The following is a 19,572-nucleotide window of genomic DNA, read 5'->3' on the forward strand; positions in this document are numbered from 1 at the left end:
CTATTTACTTGTTGTTGAATAAAATAACTTTTCCAGATTCTCAAATCCCATTACCGCATTTTTGGGTAATTTTTCTCCCTTATCTCCGAAGACATATAAGGCATTTTCTTTCTCAATGGTTACTTTGCTCTCATCGTAACGGCCTGATTTATCGTTTACCGCATTTCCGTTGAGTTTGAAATATTTAATCAGGAAATCGTACAATGCAATGCGCTTATTGATGCCGAAATCGTGTTTCTCTTCCGGAAGATGAACATTTTCTACTTTATCCTTTACGCCATAGTATCCATACATTTTTTGCAGGTATGGGAAATCGTGTTGAGGGGTGTGGGCAGTCCAGTCGCTTCCATCAGACACAATTAATTGTGGATGAGGCGCTGCCATAGCTGCCAATTCAACATTATCTGTACCACCGGCACATTGATGGATGGGCATACCGCTTTCGCAGGGACAGCCACCGTAAAAATAAGAAGACATAGCCACTACTGGCGCGCTTAACTTGATTCTATTGTCCATTGCAGCCATAAGCACCGTATGACTTCCCCCACCAGAACCACCACTGATACCAATGCGGTTTTTATCGGTTTCTTTGAGCGCGGATACATAATCGAGAATACGAATGCCACCTAAAGTTTGAATGGTTTGCGCCAGGCTCCTTCTGTGGTCTTCGTATTTGAATTGGAGTTGAGATTCGCCCCAGGCAAAAAGATCGTAACTGAAAGCCATAGCACCCATTCGGGCAATTGTGGCACAGCGGATCTGACAATCTGCACGGTAACGTTGTTTCTCCCAATGTCCATCAGGACTTAAGATTACAGGTACTTTACCTTTTACATTCAATGGTTTATAAAGAGAACCATTGATCCAAACGCCAGGTAAAATTTCGATTGCGATGTTCTCAACGGTGTAGCCATCCATTACTCTTTTGGGGGTAATAATGGGCTTTGAATTAGGCTGGGCAGGTAAGGGATCTAACAATAATGCTTTATAAAGCTCTGGTCTGATCTGCGCTTTACGCTTTTCCCAGCTGGCTTGGTCAGTGTATTTTGTGGCCAGGCTATCTAAATAATTCCAGCCATCCTGAACTTCCCAGCGGTAATATTCATATTCTTTAAGTTTATAAAGACCTGGCTTTTCTTTATTCACCTTCATGTCTAAAGGCGTTAAAATATTCGCAAGGGTTTCGTCCACATTGCCTCGGAATCTCCAGTCGGCATAGTTAACCCATTTGTCTTTAACTTGAGGATCGGCGTATTTAATTTTAACGTTAAACCTGGTTTCCACGTCTTTCAAAACCTGTAGAAGCGGTTTCCTATACTGGTTATCGGTGTTTTGGGTTTGAGCAATAAGGTTATTGCTGAGGAATAAAGACAGGATGCCTAACCAAAAACCACTGATGCGGAGACGGCTTTGAGCTAAATGAAGTAATTTATTCCAGTAATTCATATCCATTTTTTTATTTTTTTTTTACTGGTTGGTGTCCTCACCGACCAGAATTAGTTTTCCGTACAAGTATTTCTGCGTTGACTCAGCTATCTTCCTTCGACAAGCTCAGTCAATCAAATTGCTTCGTTCCCCGCAATGACGAGCTACCGAAAGTCTGTCTTTGCGAAGCGGTCATGTGCGTGCTGAAGCAATCTTATTTATTAATATTCTTTTCTCGTCAATCAGATTGCTTCGTTCCCGCAATCACGAGCAACCGAAAGTCCGTCCTTGCGAAGCTGGCCTGTGCGTGCTGAAGCAATCTTCTTTATTAACATTCTTTTGCTCTTCAATCAGATTGCTTCGTTCCTCGCAATGACGAGCTACCGAAAGTCCGTCCTTGCGAAGCTGGCTTGTGCGTGCTGAAGCAATCTTATTTATTAATTATTCTTATTCTCATCAATCAGATTGCTTCGTTCCTCGCAATGACGAGTTACCGAAAGTCTGTCTTTGCGAAGCGGTCATGTGCGTGCTGAAGCAATCTTATTTATTAATATTCTTTTCTCGTCAATCAGATTGCTTCGTTCCCGCAATCACGAGCAACCGAAAGTCCGTCCTTGCGAAGCTGGCCTTTGCGTGCTGAAGCAATCTTCTTTATTAACATTCTTTTGCTCTTCAATCAGATTGCTTCGTTGCTCGCAATGACGAGCTACCGAAAGTTTGTCATTGCGATGCTAGCCTGTGCGTGCTGAAGCAATCTTCCATCGACAAGCTCAGGATGATAATCCCGAAATCCTATTCTCAGGGCTCTTCATTTTTCGTCTCTGTAATTACGGGAGCAGTATATCCTTTCAAAGCCGGCCATACGCCATTTTTAATTTTCTTCAATTTCAGCTTGGAAGGATCAACCACCACATGTTTAATCTTTTCTCTCCTCCAGGTATAAATAAAGTGCAGCATGCCATCAGAGGTTTGAATTACAGCCGGGTAAGAATACTGACTAATGGGCGAATCTTCTAAAATCAGGGCTGCCGACCAGTTTTTTCCGTCCTTAGAAAGCGATACGTTTAATGGCGTTCTTGGTCCTTTTGCCAAATCTCCAGGGGGCAAAACGTGGTTATAAACCAGTACCTGACGACCATCTTTCATCGTTGCAGCATCTGTTCCTGAGTTGTTGTTAGGCAGGGAAGTTTTAGTTAATGGCGACCAGGTTTCTCCGTTATCAGTAGACCATGATTCGACAATTGCTCTATTGGCCGTTCTGGCTAAAATTTGAAGTTTACCATTACCATATTGTAAAATACTGGGCTGAATAGCCTTTATCCCATTTTCAGGAAGCGGTCCAACCACTCTCCAGGTTTTTCCGTTGTCATTGGTTACCTCAAAATGAATTTTCCAGCCATTACCTTCCTTACTGGAAGGAGCGAAAAGATTTCCATTACTGAGCAAAACCGGTTTATTCTTCACCGGACCAATGTTACCCTCTGGTAATTTAGTCGCTTCAGACCAGGTGAGTCCACCGTCCTTAGATGTTTTCATCATACCCCACCACTCTGATGGTTTAGGACCAATTTTATAAAACAACAATAAATCTCCACCAGGAACCTGATACAAGACCGGATTCCATGTGGGTAATCTTTTGCCATCAGGCTGAATGCCATTCGCTACGGAAACCGGAGCTAACCATTTGCCATCTACATATCTGCTGATATAAATTTCTACATCAGGATGGCGCTCTTTAGTCCCTCCAAAAAACGACGCAACCAAACCCGTTGGTGTTTCTACTAAAGTTGCGGAGTGACAAGAAGGAAATGGCGCTTTATCGTACAAATATTCTTGTTTAACTACCCCTGTTTGCCACTTTTCTACCTGTGCATGAGCACCAATTACGCTTGCCACAAGCAAGCCGACAGTAATGTATATTCTTCTTCTAATCATTGTTTATGAGATGTGAGATTTGAGACATGAGATTTGAGATACCTTCATGAGTCCAATTTTCTAATTTTGGTTGCTTTCTTTGGCTTTTTTCGCTTTCTCTTCTTTAATCTTCTTTGTATAGGCGCTGTAAAGTGCTCTCCAGCTGCGACCGTTGTTGTTTAGCAATTGCTCAGATTTCGTTTTGTAGATTTCGAAAATCGCCGAAATTTCTTTCATATTCTTGTAATCTACGGCTTGTTCTCTCGCTTGTTTTAAAAACACCAGGATCTTTGCTTCTTCATCAGCTGTTAAATCAGGAACAATGGCTTTGTAACCTTGCATGGTGAAAGCCACCTTCCCAATCGTGTATTTATCTAAAATGATTTCTACCTGTTCTGGACTTAGGTTATTATTTAAGCCATTCATTAAATGCTGATGAACAATTGCGGGCATTGCCGAGTCTGCAATGATTTGTCTGTCTAGTTCGGTAAGTTTATTTCCAGTTACAGGATTTATGCCCTCAGGTACTGTTGAGGCTGGATGTTGGTTGTGCCGGTCGCGCACTTTAACCATATGTACAGCAACCGTCATTTCAACAGCTGACTTTTTCTTTGCATCAGTTAGGTTCAATGCACTTACAAATTCTTTTGCCTTGTCTAAAATTTCGCCGGGAATGATAACATCCTCGGTCTGGGCAAATGTGCTCATTGAGGTTAAGAGCATGAAGCTCATCACAATAGGTTTTAAAAAATTTTTCATAGTCTCGTTTTATATTGGTTAGTTATAATATTATCAAAGCTGGTTTATCGTTACATGTCCTTATTTTTTATTCACCTCAAAAGCATAATCGCCAGAACCTAATTCATAAACCGCACGTTTATCTTCCATTTTAATAAATTTTAGTTCCTTCTGTCCTACAAATTTTTCTGAAACCTCATCTCTTTTACCTGCTGGCACATAAACGAGTGCTGTTGTATTGGCCGGGATTGAGATGTTCCATTTAAATTGGTTAGCAGTTTTGGTATAACTGCTCCTGATCTCTCCGTAAGCTGAATGATAGCTTGCATTAACCTGGTTTAAGCCTTGAATCAGTTCAGGCTTCATTTTGATCTGCTCGAAGGCAGGACTTGCTGCCTTAATTCCAGCCAGATTTTCATAATACCAGATTAATAAATCGCCTAACATCATCACATGGTTTTGAGAATTCATTTTCGGATCGGCCGTATTACCATTCCATAATTCCCAAATGGTTGTTGCGCCATTATCTATCATATAGCCCCAACTTGGATACGTTTTTTGAGTTGCAATGGTATAAGCCAGATCTGGTCTGCCATAATCATTTAGGCAGCGCATTAACCATTGTACCCCTACCAAACCGTTGCTTAAATGCCCTTTATTGGTTACTTCGATGGTGTAAACAATGTTTTTAAAAACCGTTTCTACGTTTTCTTTGGGCACCATTCCGAAGTAAAGTGGAATGATATTATCCGTTAAGGCATTCGAGGCATAGTAACCTTTGTCATTATAAAATTTCTTATGGAATGCAGATTTAATTTGGTCTGCAAGTGCTTCAAAAGACTTGTAATCCGACTCATTACCAGTCACTTTGCTAAACTGCATCATCAGTTCCATAAAATGATAATAGTAAGCTGTTGAAATCAATTCTGAAGGATATTTTTTATCTGCACTTTTACCTCTTCCAGCTTCAATTGTGATGGGAGGCATACACCAGTCTCCATAACTGTCTTTGGTTAAAATGTAATCTTTCATGTATCGGTCCTGCATGTAAGCGAGCCATTTCTTCATTGCAGGATAATTGTCGCGAATGGCACTGGCATCACCCGTTTGGTTATATAACATTTCGGCCACTAAAAGCATAGTACCTGGCCAGCTCATGTTGTCACTGTAATACCGCCAAAATGCCGGAGCCACATCCGGGATAGCACCATCTTCCTTTTGCGAATACCTGATATCCTGTAGCCATTTGGCATAAAACCGGCCATTATCAAAGAGAAAGTTCTCTCCATGGGCCACGGCACCTCTATCTCCCAGCCAAGGCTGACGCTCGTTTCGTTGAGGGCAATCCAGTGGGATACCCTTGTAATTACCTGCGATTCCCCACCAGGCATTTTTGAAAATCTGGTTCAGCAAAGCGTTAGAACTTTCGAAAGTACCTACTGTTTTCATGTTGTCGTAGATCATTTTTCCTACAAAATCGCTTATTTTAGGTGCGTATTGATAACCGCTCAATTCTACATACCTAAAACCACGGTAAACAAAAGTAGGTTCCCAGGTTTCAGTAGCTGCGCCTTTTAGGGTATATAAATCCGTGCATTTGGCATCACGAAGGTTAGCGGTAAAGAGCTCTCCGTTATCTTGTAATGATTCGGCAAACCTCAATTTTATTTGTTGTCCTTTCTGTCCTTTCACTTTAATTTGCAGCCAACCCACCATGTTCTGTCCCATGTCTACAATATACTTCCCCCCTGGCATCTTTTTAATTGAAACTGGCGTTAAGGTATTCATCACCTTAATGTTCTCGTTCATTTGGGCTTCATAAGTTCCGGTTGGTTCCTGCACAAATTCGGCTTTCAGCCATTTGCCATCATCAAAACCCACTTTATTCCAGCCAGTCATTTCTTTGGTTGCATCGTACTCCTCACCATCATACTCATTGTTGGTACGGATAGGTCCATCGGCTGTACCCTTCCAGCTGTTATCAGTATCAATGTTGGCAGTCGATCCATCAGTGTATACAATGTTGATATTCAGGAGCATTTTAGGGAAGCCAAATGTCTTGATTTTATAAGGCTTGTTGTGTTGGCGCATAGCAAAGAAACGACCATTTCCTAAAATAGCACCCACTGCATTTTTACCTTCTTGAATATACTTGGTTACATCTAAGGTATTGTATTTGACATTTTGAGTATAGTCTGTAGCTGCGGGCGTTAAAACATCTTCTCCAACTTTTTTTCCGTTGACATACAACTCATATAAGCCTAATCCTATGATAGATGCAGTGGCATACTTAATCTTTTTATTGCTCTGAAACTCTTTTCTAAAATATCTGGCTGATAGCCTTGAATCTGTTTTAATATTATCCCATGGAAAGGCGCGATCAAAACCAATCCAACCTTTTGGCCAATCTTTGTAGTACAATAAGCCCATGGTAAATGTATTGGGTTCAGACCAGCTGCTTTCGCCAGCGCTTGTCCATACTTTAACCTTCCAAAAGGCACGCATGCGGCTTTGTAATTTGGCACCATTATATTTCAAATGAATAGATTGTTGCGCATTCACTTTCTGCGAGTTCCACAAGTCGCCCTCATTTGAATTCAGTTTATCGAGGCTTGAGGCTACCAATATTTGATAGGACTTTTGCTTCACTTCATGTTGATTGCTCCTGATTTCCCAGCTTAGTCTTGGCTGAACCACATCAATCCCCATTGGATTAACCAACATTTCACAAGTGGTATTTTGCAAAGTAACCTGAGCCACCGATTTTTGGAAGGGTAGCAAGCAGATGCTGATTATCGCTATGTAGATTTTTATATTCATTTTTTTATTTTTCAACCACCTGAGGCACATTAGGAGACCTAGGTTGATCATTTCTATTTCTTGGTTGGTGTTCCCACCCACGCTATTAACTTAAGCTAAATACCGTCAGTCAGAGCTTCCCGATGTGAAATCGGCATAAGTAGTCAAAGCCCTTATTAATAAGTCGAAAACTGAAATGGATTAACCTTCGACAGGCTCAGGATGACAATCCATTTTAATTTTCTCCTTAAGTTAACAGCATTTTTGCCCCCATCCACCAGTTTTAAATATTTGGCAACCCCATTTTCTATTCTTATCTGCGCAAATCTTTTAAATCTGCGGGCAAAGCCTATTTACCACTAAAACCAAAATACAAAGTCATATCCAAAGCCCTTGATGGTTCTTTATCAAAATCATAGAACACATGTTTCATACCCATAGGCCCGGTTGTTTCTGGTTTTTGTGTTTTTGTTCCAATGGCCGAAATTCCGTTCATGAAAGAGATATCTCCATTCGGAAAGGTTGGACTCATATTATCATACTCTGTATCTTTCGATTTTTTCGGTGTAAATAGCCTTAAGAAAACATCTTCCCTATCTGTTACTACTTTAAAATGCTGCGTTTTTCCTACAAACTCGCACCAGTAAAGGTCTGAATAATAGCCCTTAAATTCAGGATATTGCCAAGGTGCTTCACCAGTTGCCGAATTGTTGTAATCCTTTTGCCAAATGCCAAACTGGTTGCCTTTCATTCTGTTTTTCCAAACACGATAAGGACCATTGCCTTTATAATTTACGCTTTTTATTTCTGATTCCGGATACGAAAAGTTCAGTCCCACAAATGTGGTAAAGTAAGCAGATGGAAAATATTTAACCTGCATTTTTAGCCATCCTGATGGATAAACAGTCCATTCTAGCGTATTGAAACTTTCTTTTTTATCAAATTTGGAAGAAATTACGAGGTTTTGTCCATCCATCTTATAACTAAAACCTTTGAAATTATTTTCGCCTTCCTGTAAAAACGGGCCATTGCTGAAAGGGATAATTCCTTTGGCATTTTTAGCTGTTTTAAGTAATCCAGTGGTTTTATCGAACGTGAGATTAATGCCATTTGCAGATACTTCGTAGTTTGTACTGCTTTCTTTGATGTTTATCTTAGCAGGCCCCTTCGTAATTACGATTTTCTCCGCATCATCCTTTGGTAAGGCGATTGGAAAACTCCAGGTAAACAATTCTTTCCCATCAGGTGAATTGGCAGTAAGATACAATGCATCGAAGCTTCTCCAGTCGGCAGGTAGGTTAATTTTTAGTTTTCCTTTTTCAAAAGGCCTGATGTTAGGTGCATCAATCTTAGCTCCCTTAAAAATGGCATCATCATTAGCCGATTTAAAGCTGCTGAGTTTCCAGCTGAAACTGCATTGATTCAGATTGGTAAAGGCATACCTGTTCTCCACCTGAAAAGATCCGTCAAAGCCCGCGGTCATTTCCCGTCGTTCTACAAATACCGGGCTCCAAACCTCCTTAATGGTATAGAAACTACCTTCCTTTTCATGGTAAGGGCCAACAATTCCATCGGGACCATGATTTCCATCAGTGTCCAGTTCACCATTTTTATCCGTACGAACTACCCCCTGATCGGCAAAATCCCAAAGGAAACCACCTGCCGATAGTGGATTGTTCCACATCGCATTCCAGTAATCTTCAATACCTGCACCATGGCCACCATCAAACATACCATGCAAAAATTCTGTGGGCATTAAAATGTTGTGGCCATGATCGTAATTACCAATGCCATAGTTGAACTCGCGGTAATGAGTGGTTTCAAAACCACCAAAAACCTCCCAAGGATGTATCACCGGACGCTTTTGAATATCTTCTTCAGGAAATAAATGATCTAACTCCCGATTGTGACCGCCTTCGTTTCCATTAGCCCAAAACACAATAGAAGGATGATTTTCATCATTCCACATCATTTCTCTGAGCAGTTTGGTTCCTGTTGGTGTATTATAAGTGCCATGCCAACCCGCAAGTTCATCCATAACAAATAAGCCTAATGAATCGCATACATCCAGGAAGTGTCCATCTGGTGGGTAATGCGACATCCGAACAGCATTCATATTCATTTCTTTCATCAACAATACATCATCAATGCTGATTTTTTTACTCGTTGTTCTGCCGGATGTAGGATAAAATGAATGACGGTTAACGCCCTTGAATTTCATTTTAACCCCATTAACATAAACGCCATCCCGCTCACGCACTTCAATGGTTCTGAAACCTATGTTCTTAGTGATCTGATGAACTTCCTTACCATTCTTAAGCAAGGTAAACGTTGCCTTATACAAATTGGGAAACTCTGAAGACCATACAGCGGGCTGTTCAAATTGATTGTTTAGCGCAACTTTCTTTGTTCCTTTTGCAATAGCAGTGCTGAATTTGTTGCCGAAGCGCTTTCCGTCCTTTCCAGTGAGTACGACTTCAACTTTATCGGCATCGCCAATAAAAGACAGATTGGCGATGAAATTTCCATCTGCTTTGGCATCAATCTGAACCCTTTCTATATGCGATTGTGGCAAAGACTCCAGGTATACAGGTCTGAAAATACCACCAAAAATCCAGAAATCTGCTTTTCTTTCTGCCTCGTTAACGGATTGATTAGCAGAATGCTTAGAAACTTTTACTTCAAGTAAATTATCTGATCCGATTTTTATCAGTTTGGAGATATCATATCTAAACACATAAAATGAACCCTGATGGATTTCTCCAGCCAGCTTACCGTTGATTTTCACTTCGGTATCGGTCATAGATCCTTCAAAAACAATGTTGATTTTGCGGTTTTTCCAATCGGCAGGAACCTTAAAATTGTATTTATATAAACCCTGTTCCTTGCCTTTGTTGGCTTCTTTATTAAAACCATAATTATATTGACCAAAGCCCTGAAGTTCCCAATTTGAGGGTACAGGGATAGTGGTCCATTTACCAGAGTTCGCTCCTGCTGTGCAGAAAAAATCCCAGTTAACCGTTTGATCGTTACCTGTTCCGGATAAATATAATTTTTCTGTTTGCTGCGCTTTCAGGGCACTAAACATCGGAAGTAAACACAAGAAGAGTATAAATCTGCGTTTCATTAATTGGGTTTAAATTGGTTTGTTAATGCGTTATCTGTTCTGAAGGGCAGAGCGGGTAGTCCTTGGCTAAAGAAAGTGCCTGTGGGATTTTCTGTCCAGTTGTAGCGAACCGCCGTGGGATTTTTTAATCCACCAGCTGATACCACAACCTTACCGTTTATATTTTTAGCAACTGCAGGGATAAATTTTCCATCCTGGCCAGCAATGGTAAATCCTGTTATTGCAGTTGAATTGTTTTTCAGGTGTTCAAATGTCAAAATCGCTTCATCTCCTTTAAAAGAGGCAGACTTATAAATTGGCCCTGAATAGTTTATTTGCTGGTTGTAGGTTTTGGCCAGGGCCCACAGTGCCAATCGCCTGCCTACTTCCCATTTATAGGTTGGGTGAAGGTCATCATTGGAATCGGTTAGATCGTTCGTTGAAACCATTCCTGTATTGGGTAAGCGTAAAAGCTGCGTTTGTGCCTCCCAAAATAGTGGTTCGGTATCTTCCGTTAAAATCACTTTCCCTTTGGTTTTGGAGTAATTGAATGGGGCTATCTGAACATAATAGAAAGGTAAATCGCCATCCTTCCAGGCTTTACGCCAGCTGTTGATGAGTGTTTTCATTTTATTCGAATAGCTTAGCGTCTCATTCAAAAAGCAATTCGTTTCCCCCTGGTACCAGAGAAAACCACGGATTTTAAATTGGGTTAAAGGCTCAATCATGGGGATATAAAACTTACCGGGGTCATTGCCAACTTTCTCCTTTTTAAATTCATCAGCGGTTTTGAAGGCTTCGTTTGAAATCCAGGGCTCAATTGCACTTCCGGGAACGGCAGCAGAAATCATCCCTACCGGAACCCCTAGTTTTTGTTGAATTTCTTTCGCAAAGAAATAGCCAACTGCAGAAAATGCCCTTAATGCGGAATCCTGGGCTATACTCCAGCTTTTGTGAATGGAATCTGGCTTAATTAGGGTTTTACGATTGACCAGAAAAATTCTGATCTGATCATTTTTAGCCTTCGCCACCTCATCTAAAGGAAATCCCAGGTGCTCCTTTTTAGGTTTCGGGATTTTCACCAGTTTGCGCATGGCATATTCCATGTTGGATTGACCAGAACAAACCCACACTTCGCCCACTAAAATATTGCTTAAGGTAATCTGGTTCGACCCGGAAATGATCATTGACTGTGGTTTCCAGGATGTTTTTAAAGGGCTTAATTCTACCGTCCAATGGCCTGATTGATTAGTGGTCGCTTTGCGAACCTGTCCCGCAAAGCTCACAGAAATCTTCTCTCCAGGACTCGCAAAGCCCCAAATATTAAGGGTTTTATCTCGTTGTAAAACCATATTGCTCGATAAAATCTGTGGCAGTAAAATTTTAGCATCTGCCGTCGTGGTGATGCAGAACAAAAAGAGAAAACCAAAATATTTGAATAAATACTTCATCTAAAATCCTGCTGTTTTTAAATATTTTATACTGTAACTGGCTTCTTTGGTCGATTCTCCTGCATTTGGTAAATCATAAGTCTGATCTGCAGGGGTATCCACGTCTGGAAAACGGCGCACATCACCAGTACGGAAAACAATCCTGGAAACTGTCGCAACAGGTTGAAAAGCCAAGCTCGTTAATACGTCTTTTCCGTTTACGGTAATAGTATAAAAGCGTGTAAAGGCATCTAATTTGAGTTTAATATCATAGGTTTCACCGGCCGTGTACTTCATAAAATTCTTGTATCGGGCACCGGCTTTGGCACTGATGGTACCTGCGGTATCGAATGTCAGTCTTACAGTAGCCATCCCTTTTTCATCTTGTAATTCAATCTCCAGCAGTCCGTGATCGCTTTGCTTTGGGGTAACTGAAAACGAAGTCACCACTTTTCTCGAAGCCGGAAATAATCTTTCCGCTTTAGCGTAATCAAAAGGGTCTTTATCTTTTAAAACCAAGGTTCCGTTCTCTACCTTAACCGGTGCCCATAGCGGACTGTAGGTATTCCAAAGTGCCAACTCTTTACCTTTAGCCAGTTTGCTGAAATCTTCATCTACATGGGCAGATGCTTTATCATTTACCGGTAAAGGAATAGCCGACACCCAAATATCTTCCTTGTTCATGCTGTAGGTAATCCAAAGTTTTCCGTCAGCAGGTTTTCCATTTCCTTCTTCTATTCCACGAACGTATTGCGGACCATAAGATTTGTAATTTCCACCATAGCGCATTGGGGTAATTTCTCCATTTACGAGCAGCAGATTGGTATAATCTAAACCATTTTTACTCGTAGAAATGGCTAATGGCCACCTGTATTCTGAAGGATTGTATACAGTGGCATAGTTTCCGTCAGCTGTTTTTTGCCCCCAGATTTTAGCATTGCTGTTTACAAAACCCGGCGCACGACTGGCGTTTTCAGGCCAGCTTTTACCATTGTCGTTGCTGATAGCAGTAAGTGCATTTTTCCATAAGCCAACCACTCTACCATCAGGTAAATGGTAATAACAGAAGGCTTTATATTGTTTTTGCAAAGTGATTAAGGGATCTTTTCTATCAGCTTCTTCATTCCATTGTTGAGTCATTAACTTATTAGCCAATAATTCTTTACAGGCCTCAACAAAAGCTTTACTTTTACTGCGGGTGTATAGCGGATATCGGGTATTTTTTTCAGAATAGCCTGGATTGTAATGAATAAAGTAGATTGGACCATAAGTGCCATCAGCCTTAATTTCCCTCACCGCTCTGCCTAATCCATTTCCATCATTGGGATCGTCTTTTGCATCGAAACTGATGGCGTAGAAACCCAGTACCAGAAAGACATTTTTAGTGGAAACATAAAACCCCATTCTTTGATGCATTACTGCGTCCAGATCTTTAGCCACATCGGTTCTGCCTGCTTTCGTGGTACCATCAGCGATTCTGTAAATAGGAAAAATCACCTCTGGTTTGTTCCAGGTGTAACCATCTGCCGAAGTTTGTAACAGCGTTTGACCTGGGGGAATACTCTCTCCCACTTTGTCGCTCAAATATTCTACATAAAACTTATTGTTCCAATAAGCCAGCATGGGTGCGTGATTGTACGTCCAGCCAAAGTTTTCTGCAAGCTCAGGATGTTCCCTGTTTGCCCTGAAAGTTTGGATGCTGTGAACGCCCATAACAGGCGATAGCTGCCCGTGATGATAATCGGCATTTACCAGGGTTTTACCTGTGTAGCGTACGGTATCTTGTGCCTTGACTGATGAAAAAGCCAAAGCTGATAGAAACAATATATATTTAGTTAATTTCATTATTACGTTTTTTATTCAGTTACCTACTCTTGTTAATCTGAGCTTGTAGAAGAACTATCAATAGTCCAGCGCTATATCCTTCGATTACCTGTCCCGATTTTACATCGGGAAGCTCAGGATGACAAGGCTAAAGGCTCAGGATGACATTTCAAGTTGGATGACATCACAAGTAGTATATCTTTTTTTATTTCTTATTCATTTTACTCCCACATCTTGTCAGTCTGAGCTTGTCAAAGAGCTATCAATAGTCCAGCGCTATATCCTTCGACAAGCTCAGGATGACAACGCTAAAGGCTCAGGATGACAACCTACGTAGGTGACATTTCTTATTTATCCTTATCATGCATCTATACTTCCACATCTTGTCAGTCTGAGCTTGTTGAAGAGCTAACAATAGTCCAGCGCTATATCCTTCGACAAGCTCAGGATGACAACGCTAAAGGCTCAGGATGACAACCTACGTAGGTGACATTTCTTATTTATCCTTATCATGCATCTATACTTCCACATCTTGTTAATCTGAGCTTGTAGAAGAACTATCAATAGTCCAGCGCTATATCCTTCGATTACCTGTCCCGATTTTACATCGGGAAGCTCAGGATGACAAGGCTAAAGGCTCAGGATGACATTTCAAGTTGGATGACATCATTATTTATCCTTATCATGCATCTATACTTCCACATCTTGTCAGTCTGAGCTTGTTGAAGACCGCCTTACTTCATTTCATTAATCAATTTCTTTATTACACTTTTCTTTACCTTAATGATCGTTCCGTGTTTATGCCCTTCCGGGATAGCGACTTCACTGGTTACATCTTTGAAAGCCTTAAAATCTGCTGTTTTCACTGCTGAATAGATTTTTTGCCCATAAGCATCGAAATAAATCAGCCATTCCTTTCCTACCTTAACTACCGTTGGTCCTTCGGTTAGCTTCGGGCTAAAAGTTTCTGAGGCCGCTCCATAGGGTCCTGTTGCACTGTTACTAAAGGCTACTTTTAAATTTCGATTAGGCCGGGTATTGTCTTTCAAAACCAGCACATAATCTTTCGCCTTGCGTTTAACAATAACAGCATCTATTACGCTAAACCCGGGATCAATGAACAATTTAGGTTTAGAAAAACTGTTAAAGTTTTTTGTTGTCACGTAATACATCCTATGGTTGTTATCTTCATCTTCAATGCCTTTTTCAAAGCGAAAAGGGATGGTTGAAGCCCAGATAATAATGTATTCCTTTGTCTCTTCTTCATAGAAAATTTCTGGTGCCCAAACATTAACCGTAGCTGGCTCGCTTTCCATTACCGGGATAAACTTTTGTGCAGACCAGTGGATTAAATCTTTTGAACTGGCATACCCGAATCCTTTATCACCTTTCCAGCTACAAGTCCACACCAGATGAAAAGTTCCATCGGGTCCCTGAACGATAGAAGGATCGCGCATTACCTTTTGTGTGCCTACTTCCGGCTTAAGTAAAGTTTTATTTAAATCAGTCCAATGATAGGCATCATCACTATAAAGCAATCTCAAACCCTCAGTGGCAGGTTCATGAAAAGACGTAAAAATATAAGCTTGTTTGCTGCAAGAACTTAAAATACAGCAAAATAACCCAATTAAGGCTATTCTTGTGCTCAATATTTTGCTTAAACTTCTTATCATTATATTTTATCCAATATTAAAACCCAATCGTTTCCATTTATCACTTCACCAGGAGGATCAAATGTATGTGTCCCTTTATTGTTTATTGCACCGATTAGGGTAGTTTTTCCATCTCTAGGATTAAACCAGGAGGCCTTTACGTTCTCACCCTCAATTTTACCCATATTCAAATTGATATTTCTTCCGGTGTAGGTGTAAACCATCACGTAATCTGCTCCTCTGGTAGCCAATAACCTGTCGTACTTTTCTCCATTCTGTCCGGCAATAACCGATTGATCGGGAACCCTATCAAAGTAAGAACGCGAAAGCATTAAGTCTTTCAGGTATTTCATTTGAGTTGCCCCAGCAGCATTTAACGCCGTAATCCACTGATCTTTTGGCCCGTAAGCTGGCTTTTTATCGGTTACTTTATACATCTGCATCACAGAATTATGACCATAGGTATAACCAAATGCACCTGCAAAAACCGACCAGTAACCGTAACGTCTTACATCTGCAGCTGTCCAGCGTGGTTGTGTAGTATCATGTAATCCTTGCGGGATATCTTCGTAAGAAGGCTCTCCGTCTATAGTAGGTTTAACAGGAGTTAATTTATAATCGGCTTCAATATATTTCCAGTTATCTTCTCCGTAATGCAGTTTTTCGTTTTTAGAAGTATCCTGATCATAACGGCGGTGCCCAGATTGTATCATGTTAAAATCGCTCCATGCTGCGTTGTGGAACCATTGAGAAGAAGCTGTTCTTCCCCTTGGGTGGAAAGTAATTAAATGATTGGGATCATTCGCCCTTAAGGTTTTACCAATGGTAGTCCATACGTTCAGTCCATCGCTGCCTTTAATATCGCCTCCATCTAACCAAATGATATTCCATCTGTCACGGTATCTTTTGGCTAAAAATTCAGCATAAACTTTTGCTTCAGGTTCTTTTACTTTTTTCTCTTTTACATTGGTTCCCCAAACCGGCACCAATGCCATATATAAGCCCTTCTCTGCCGCTTTATCGATGATATAATCTACATTGTCCCAATAATCGTATTCATCGGCTTTTTTATAATTACTTCCAGGGGTAATGGCAGGTTTAGCCACATTGGCGCGAACCAGAGATGAGTCCAGATACACATTTCTGGAAGGTACATCATGAAGTAACATCACCTGGATAACGTTAAACCCTTTTTGTTTACGGTCTTCCAGATAAGTATCGGCCTCTTCGCGTGTTAACCTGCTGAAAAGTAACCAGGCTGTATCGCCTAACCAGAAGAAAGGTTTACCATCTCCTGTAGTTAAAAAACGACCATTTTCTGAAACCAGCAATGATTTTGGATCTGCTTGCTTTTTACTTTTGCAGCCCAGAGCAGTTGCCATTACGGCAATTAATAAATAGATATAGAATTTGTTAAAGCGCATATTTTATAGTTTTTTGATGAATATTACTTCATCCCCTGATCCTACTTTGTTAATTTTTGATGGACTACCACCATTAATTTTTTCTTCTTTAATTGACTGGCCATTTTTTGCGTTCATTACCGTAATACTGAATTTTCCTGGCGCTTTGCTTAAGTCCAGATCAATTGCTTCCGCAGATGCATTGTAGAGGATATAAGCTGTTCCAGGATCAGCGAGGCCATATTGCTTTGCCGATTTTCCCGCGGGTAAAAAGGGTTTCATGGTACTTGCCGCACTTAAAAAAGATTGGTTGAAACCTTGAATATTAGATAAAGAGCCTCCAGCCATAAAAATTGCCCAACCGAAACTATCGAAGTTATCTCCTGAATAGATCACTGCTTTTTGAGAAAACTTATTTTTATATTCTGAAACGGCACGATATACCTCCTCAAAAGAAGTTTTCTTTGGTTTTAACAGTCTGGCATGCTGTCTGGGTGCTAAATTCTGACCACCTTGAGGTGCATAAGCCGTACCATCTGCCTGATAATGCCAGTAACGAATATCGATCAGATCTACCACTGATGCGCGCGCTGGGTCGGCTAATATGGCATCCTGAACATCCTTAGTAACACTCAAGCCAATTATGGGATGTTTTCCCGTTTCTTTCTCCCAATCTTTAATCGTATCGATCCAAAATTGTACGAAATGAAGTGGTCCGGTAAATTCGGCACCAATTAACTGAATGACTCCCGTATTTCCATTGAAATTTTCCAGACACTTTCTGATGTAAGCTTTATGGATAGCTTTGCGGTGTTCATTACTAATATCATAGAACTGCTCGGCCATGAAAATTCGTTTGTCGCCTGCATAAGGTACCGGCTCAGGAAATCCTGTGCTGTTAATATTATTTGCGGTACGCCAAGGGAAGTCGGCATAATGCGCCCCTGCCTCAATGATGTTATGCTGAAAATAATTTTGGTGAATTAATACCAATGACTTTTGATCAGCGAGGTTGGCGAACTGCTTTAAGCGATCCCAATACCAGAGATTGTATTTCGTTACATCGTACTTACTTAAGCCATCCCAGGCTATATCTTGTCCGCTACGGGCGAATGGGAGCTCATAAAAGGGAGGCCAAACTTCTCCATCCATGCGGCGGATACGCTCATGATCATCTCTCCTTCTATCGTACCACAGACCATAGTTATGGTCTAAAACTTTAACCTTTCCATTTTGCATAGAATCGGTAATCTGATCTAAATCATCGGTAAGGCCATTGCCAGCCCGGCCAGGAACGAAACGGGTAACATGAAATTTAGTGCTCTTTAATCCGTAAGGCCGTGCACTGCCGTTCCACCAGGGAACATCCTGACGATTGCCCACAACCAGTTCATTTCCACGTACCAGCCAACCATTTTTTATAGACATGGCGCTGGCCATTTTTGGCTGCTCTACCTTATCTAAACCAATTTGATCAATATTTTTAGCCTGACCAGCAGCTGCTGCGATTTTTGTTCTATCGCTTGCTAAATCAATATATTCGGCAAGAGTTTGAGCGGGTTTTACTGCCAGTTTGGTTAATTTTTGGGCTACATCTACCGGTGGACTACTCGACGCTTCTGTTTCTACAGGGAGTAAAAACGTTCTTTCCTCCACTCCTTTACCCAGCCTGTCCTTCAACTGTGCATAATATAAGCTTCGGGGTTGGATCTGTTCGTTAGATTGGTCCCAATACCCATCGCCAGCAAACTGCGCCCAATTGCCCAAGGCCCAATTTTGTGCTGTTGGTGGCTGGTAACAATCTATTCTTGCTGCCGAGCATTGCCAAAACATACTGTTTGCGGCTGCCCAGCCTGCTCCCTGCCCGTCTTGTCCGCGGTTCATAAAGCTCAATGCCTCACCATCTACGTTTACGATGTCAAACAGTACTCCTGAAGCCCAGCTATCAATTGCACCACTAAAGCTATACGGTAAATAAGACTGGCATTGCACAAATACATTCGGTCCTGCCGCACAGAATCCTACTGCAAAATCGTGGTATGCATATTCTGAATACAATCTTTGAAATAAAGTCTGTTGTCCGCTGGTAAGGAAAGTATATCGTCTTTCTCCACCAATTTCTGATACCGGAGCCAGTGATTTACAATCTTCAACTGTTATTCTCTTAGCCGTTTCGAGTACGCTGACTGCAGAGCCAGCAAAGTGTTGAAATGTTACCTGGCGAACCCAGGCATCCTGCACATTTTCTATGCTAATGGCATTCCATCGGTGATATTCGTCTTTTAAATTTTCTTTGTGATAATCGGATGCCAGGTTTAGGTTTTCTACCCCTGATTGCGTAATTTTGCCCGACCAGGTATATTTCGAAACTGTTGCACCACCATATCCGGCATCTAGCGCCGTAGTGATTGGTGCATCGAAAGTGATTGTGTTTCCACTGATATTGATGATCTGACGATCCCAGAAGAGATCTCTTTGTCCGGCTTTCCAACCTAAAGAGGTAATGCCACCACCGAAATGCTCGGTATTGATATCATCTATCCAGTTTTTGGTAGATGGCCGATGGATGGTGATGTTGTCTCCAACTTTAAACCCTGTTGTACTTGCAACTGTAATCTTATTTGCATTAACCGGAACATAAGTATCTGTAATATTTACAGCACTTCCATCTGCTTTATTATTTTTTCCTAGAATCCTGATTACGCCAATTCGGTCCAGGCCTGTAGCATGGATAATCGTTCCATTATCTCCCATTCCTGATCCTCTTAGCACTACGCCAGAAGAGGCAATCTTTAACGTACCGGCAACTTCATAAGTTCCTTTTTCGAGTAAAACTGCCCCTCTTAAGCCATCTTTTCCGACAGGTAATTTGCTCACGTAGTTGATGGCAGATTGAATTCTTAAGGTTGCATCTCCCGTTTTTACCGGAACAATCACCTTAACGGTTGCCATTGGAATGCTTTTTTCTCCGGCCATATAGCCCGCGTAAGAAAAATCAGGAACACGATTGCCCTGTGCATCTGGTGTATAGGCCATTTTCCCATCCTTATCTCTATAAATGGGTTTAGGTGGCTCTACAACCTTAGGTTTTTGAGCAAATACTGATAATGAACCCAAAATAAAGGGTAAAACTAAATAGCGCTTTAGCTTCGACATTTGTGGTTCATATTTGAGGTTAGTATTTAACATTTATAATGTAATTCTACTTTATTTTTATAGTCAAGTCATTCTGAACACTTGAAGAATCTCCAGGCGATGAAATACCAACATTAATAGCGCAT

At 41.0% G+C, this 19,572-nt stretch carries 10 protein-coding genes; all 10 read right to left on the reverse strand.

Annotation, left to right across the window (positions count from 1 at the left end):
* The 10 genes from BMX11_RS03170 to BMX11_RS03220 all read right to left on the reverse strand — a co-directional run bounded on the left by BMX11_RS03170 (position 1) and on the right by BMX11_RS03220 (position 19,447).
* Complete coding sequence (locus tag BMX11_RS03170; protein WP_139180117.1) at positions 1-1,446, reverse strand: DUF4974 domain-containing protein; 1,446 nt, start codon at positions 1,444-1,446, stop codon at positions 1-3.
* 777 nt (positions 1,447-2,223) lie between these two features.
* Complete coding sequence (locus BMX11_RS03175) at positions 2,224-3,360, reverse strand: sialidase family protein (RefSeq protein WP_090881317.1); 1,137 nt, start codon at positions 3,358-3,360, stop codon at positions 2,224-2,226.
* A gap of 60 nt (positions 3,361-3,420) precedes the next feature.
* Entirely contained in the window at positions 3,421-4,098 is a 678-nt protein-coding gene (locus tag BMX11_RS03180) for a DUF3826 domain-containing protein (RefSeq protein WP_090881320.1), read from the reverse strand.
* A gap of 60 nt (positions 4,099-4,158) precedes the next feature.
* Complete coding sequence (locus BMX11_RS03185; RefSeq protein ID WP_175474459.1) at positions 4,159-6,897, reverse strand: alpha-L-rhamnosidase; 2,739 nt, start codon at positions 6,895-6,897, stop codon at positions 4,159-4,161.
* 328 nt (positions 6,898-7,225) lie between these two features.
* Positions 7,226-10,003: a glycoside hydrolase family 2 protein gene (locus BMX11_RS03190; RefSeq protein WP_090881323.1), complete on the reverse strand. Its 2,778-nt coding sequence runs from the start codon at positions 10,001-10,003 to the stop codon at positions 7,226-7,228.
* Complete coding sequence (locus BMX11_RS03195; protein ID WP_245738565.1) at positions 10,003-11,433, reverse strand: sialate O-acetylesterase; 1,431 nt, start codon at positions 11,431-11,433, stop codon at positions 10,003-10,005. Before BMX11_RS03195 ends, BMX11_RS03190 begins: the two co-directional genes overlap by 1 nt.
* A complete protein-coding gene (locus BMX11_RS03200) occupies positions 11,434-13,257 on the reverse strand; it encodes a sialidase family protein (protein WP_090881326.1) in 1,824 nt (607 codons plus the stop codon).
* Between the two features lie 713 nt (positions 13,258-13,970).
* Positions 13,971-14,909: a glycoside hydrolase family 43 protein gene (locus tag BMX11_RS03210; protein WP_090881333.1), complete on the reverse strand. Its 939-nt coding sequence runs from the start codon at positions 14,907-14,909 to the stop codon at positions 13,971-13,973.
* The gene (locus BMX11_RS03215) at positions 14,909-16,312 is read right to left on the reverse strand and encodes a glycoside hydrolase family 140 protein (RefSeq protein ID WP_090881336.1); all 1,404 of its coding nucleotides are present in this window, start codon (positions 16,310-16,312) and stop codon (positions 14,909-14,911) included. Before BMX11_RS03215 ends, BMX11_RS03210 begins: the two co-directional genes overlap by 1 nt.
* Before the next feature lie 3 nt (positions 16,313-16,315).
* Complete coding sequence (locus BMX11_RS03220) at positions 16,316-19,447, reverse strand: DUF6298 domain-containing protein (protein WP_090881668.1); 3,132 nt, start codon at positions 19,445-19,447, stop codon at positions 16,316-16,318.
* Between the last annotated feature and the right edge of the window lie 125 nt (positions 19,448-19,572).

The organism is Pedobacter rhizosphaerae, from assembly GCF_900111155.1.
GTDB classification, from domain to species: domain Bacteria; phylum Bacteroidota; class Bacteroidia; order Sphingobacteriales; family Sphingobacteriaceae; genus Pedobacter; species Pedobacter rhizosphaerae.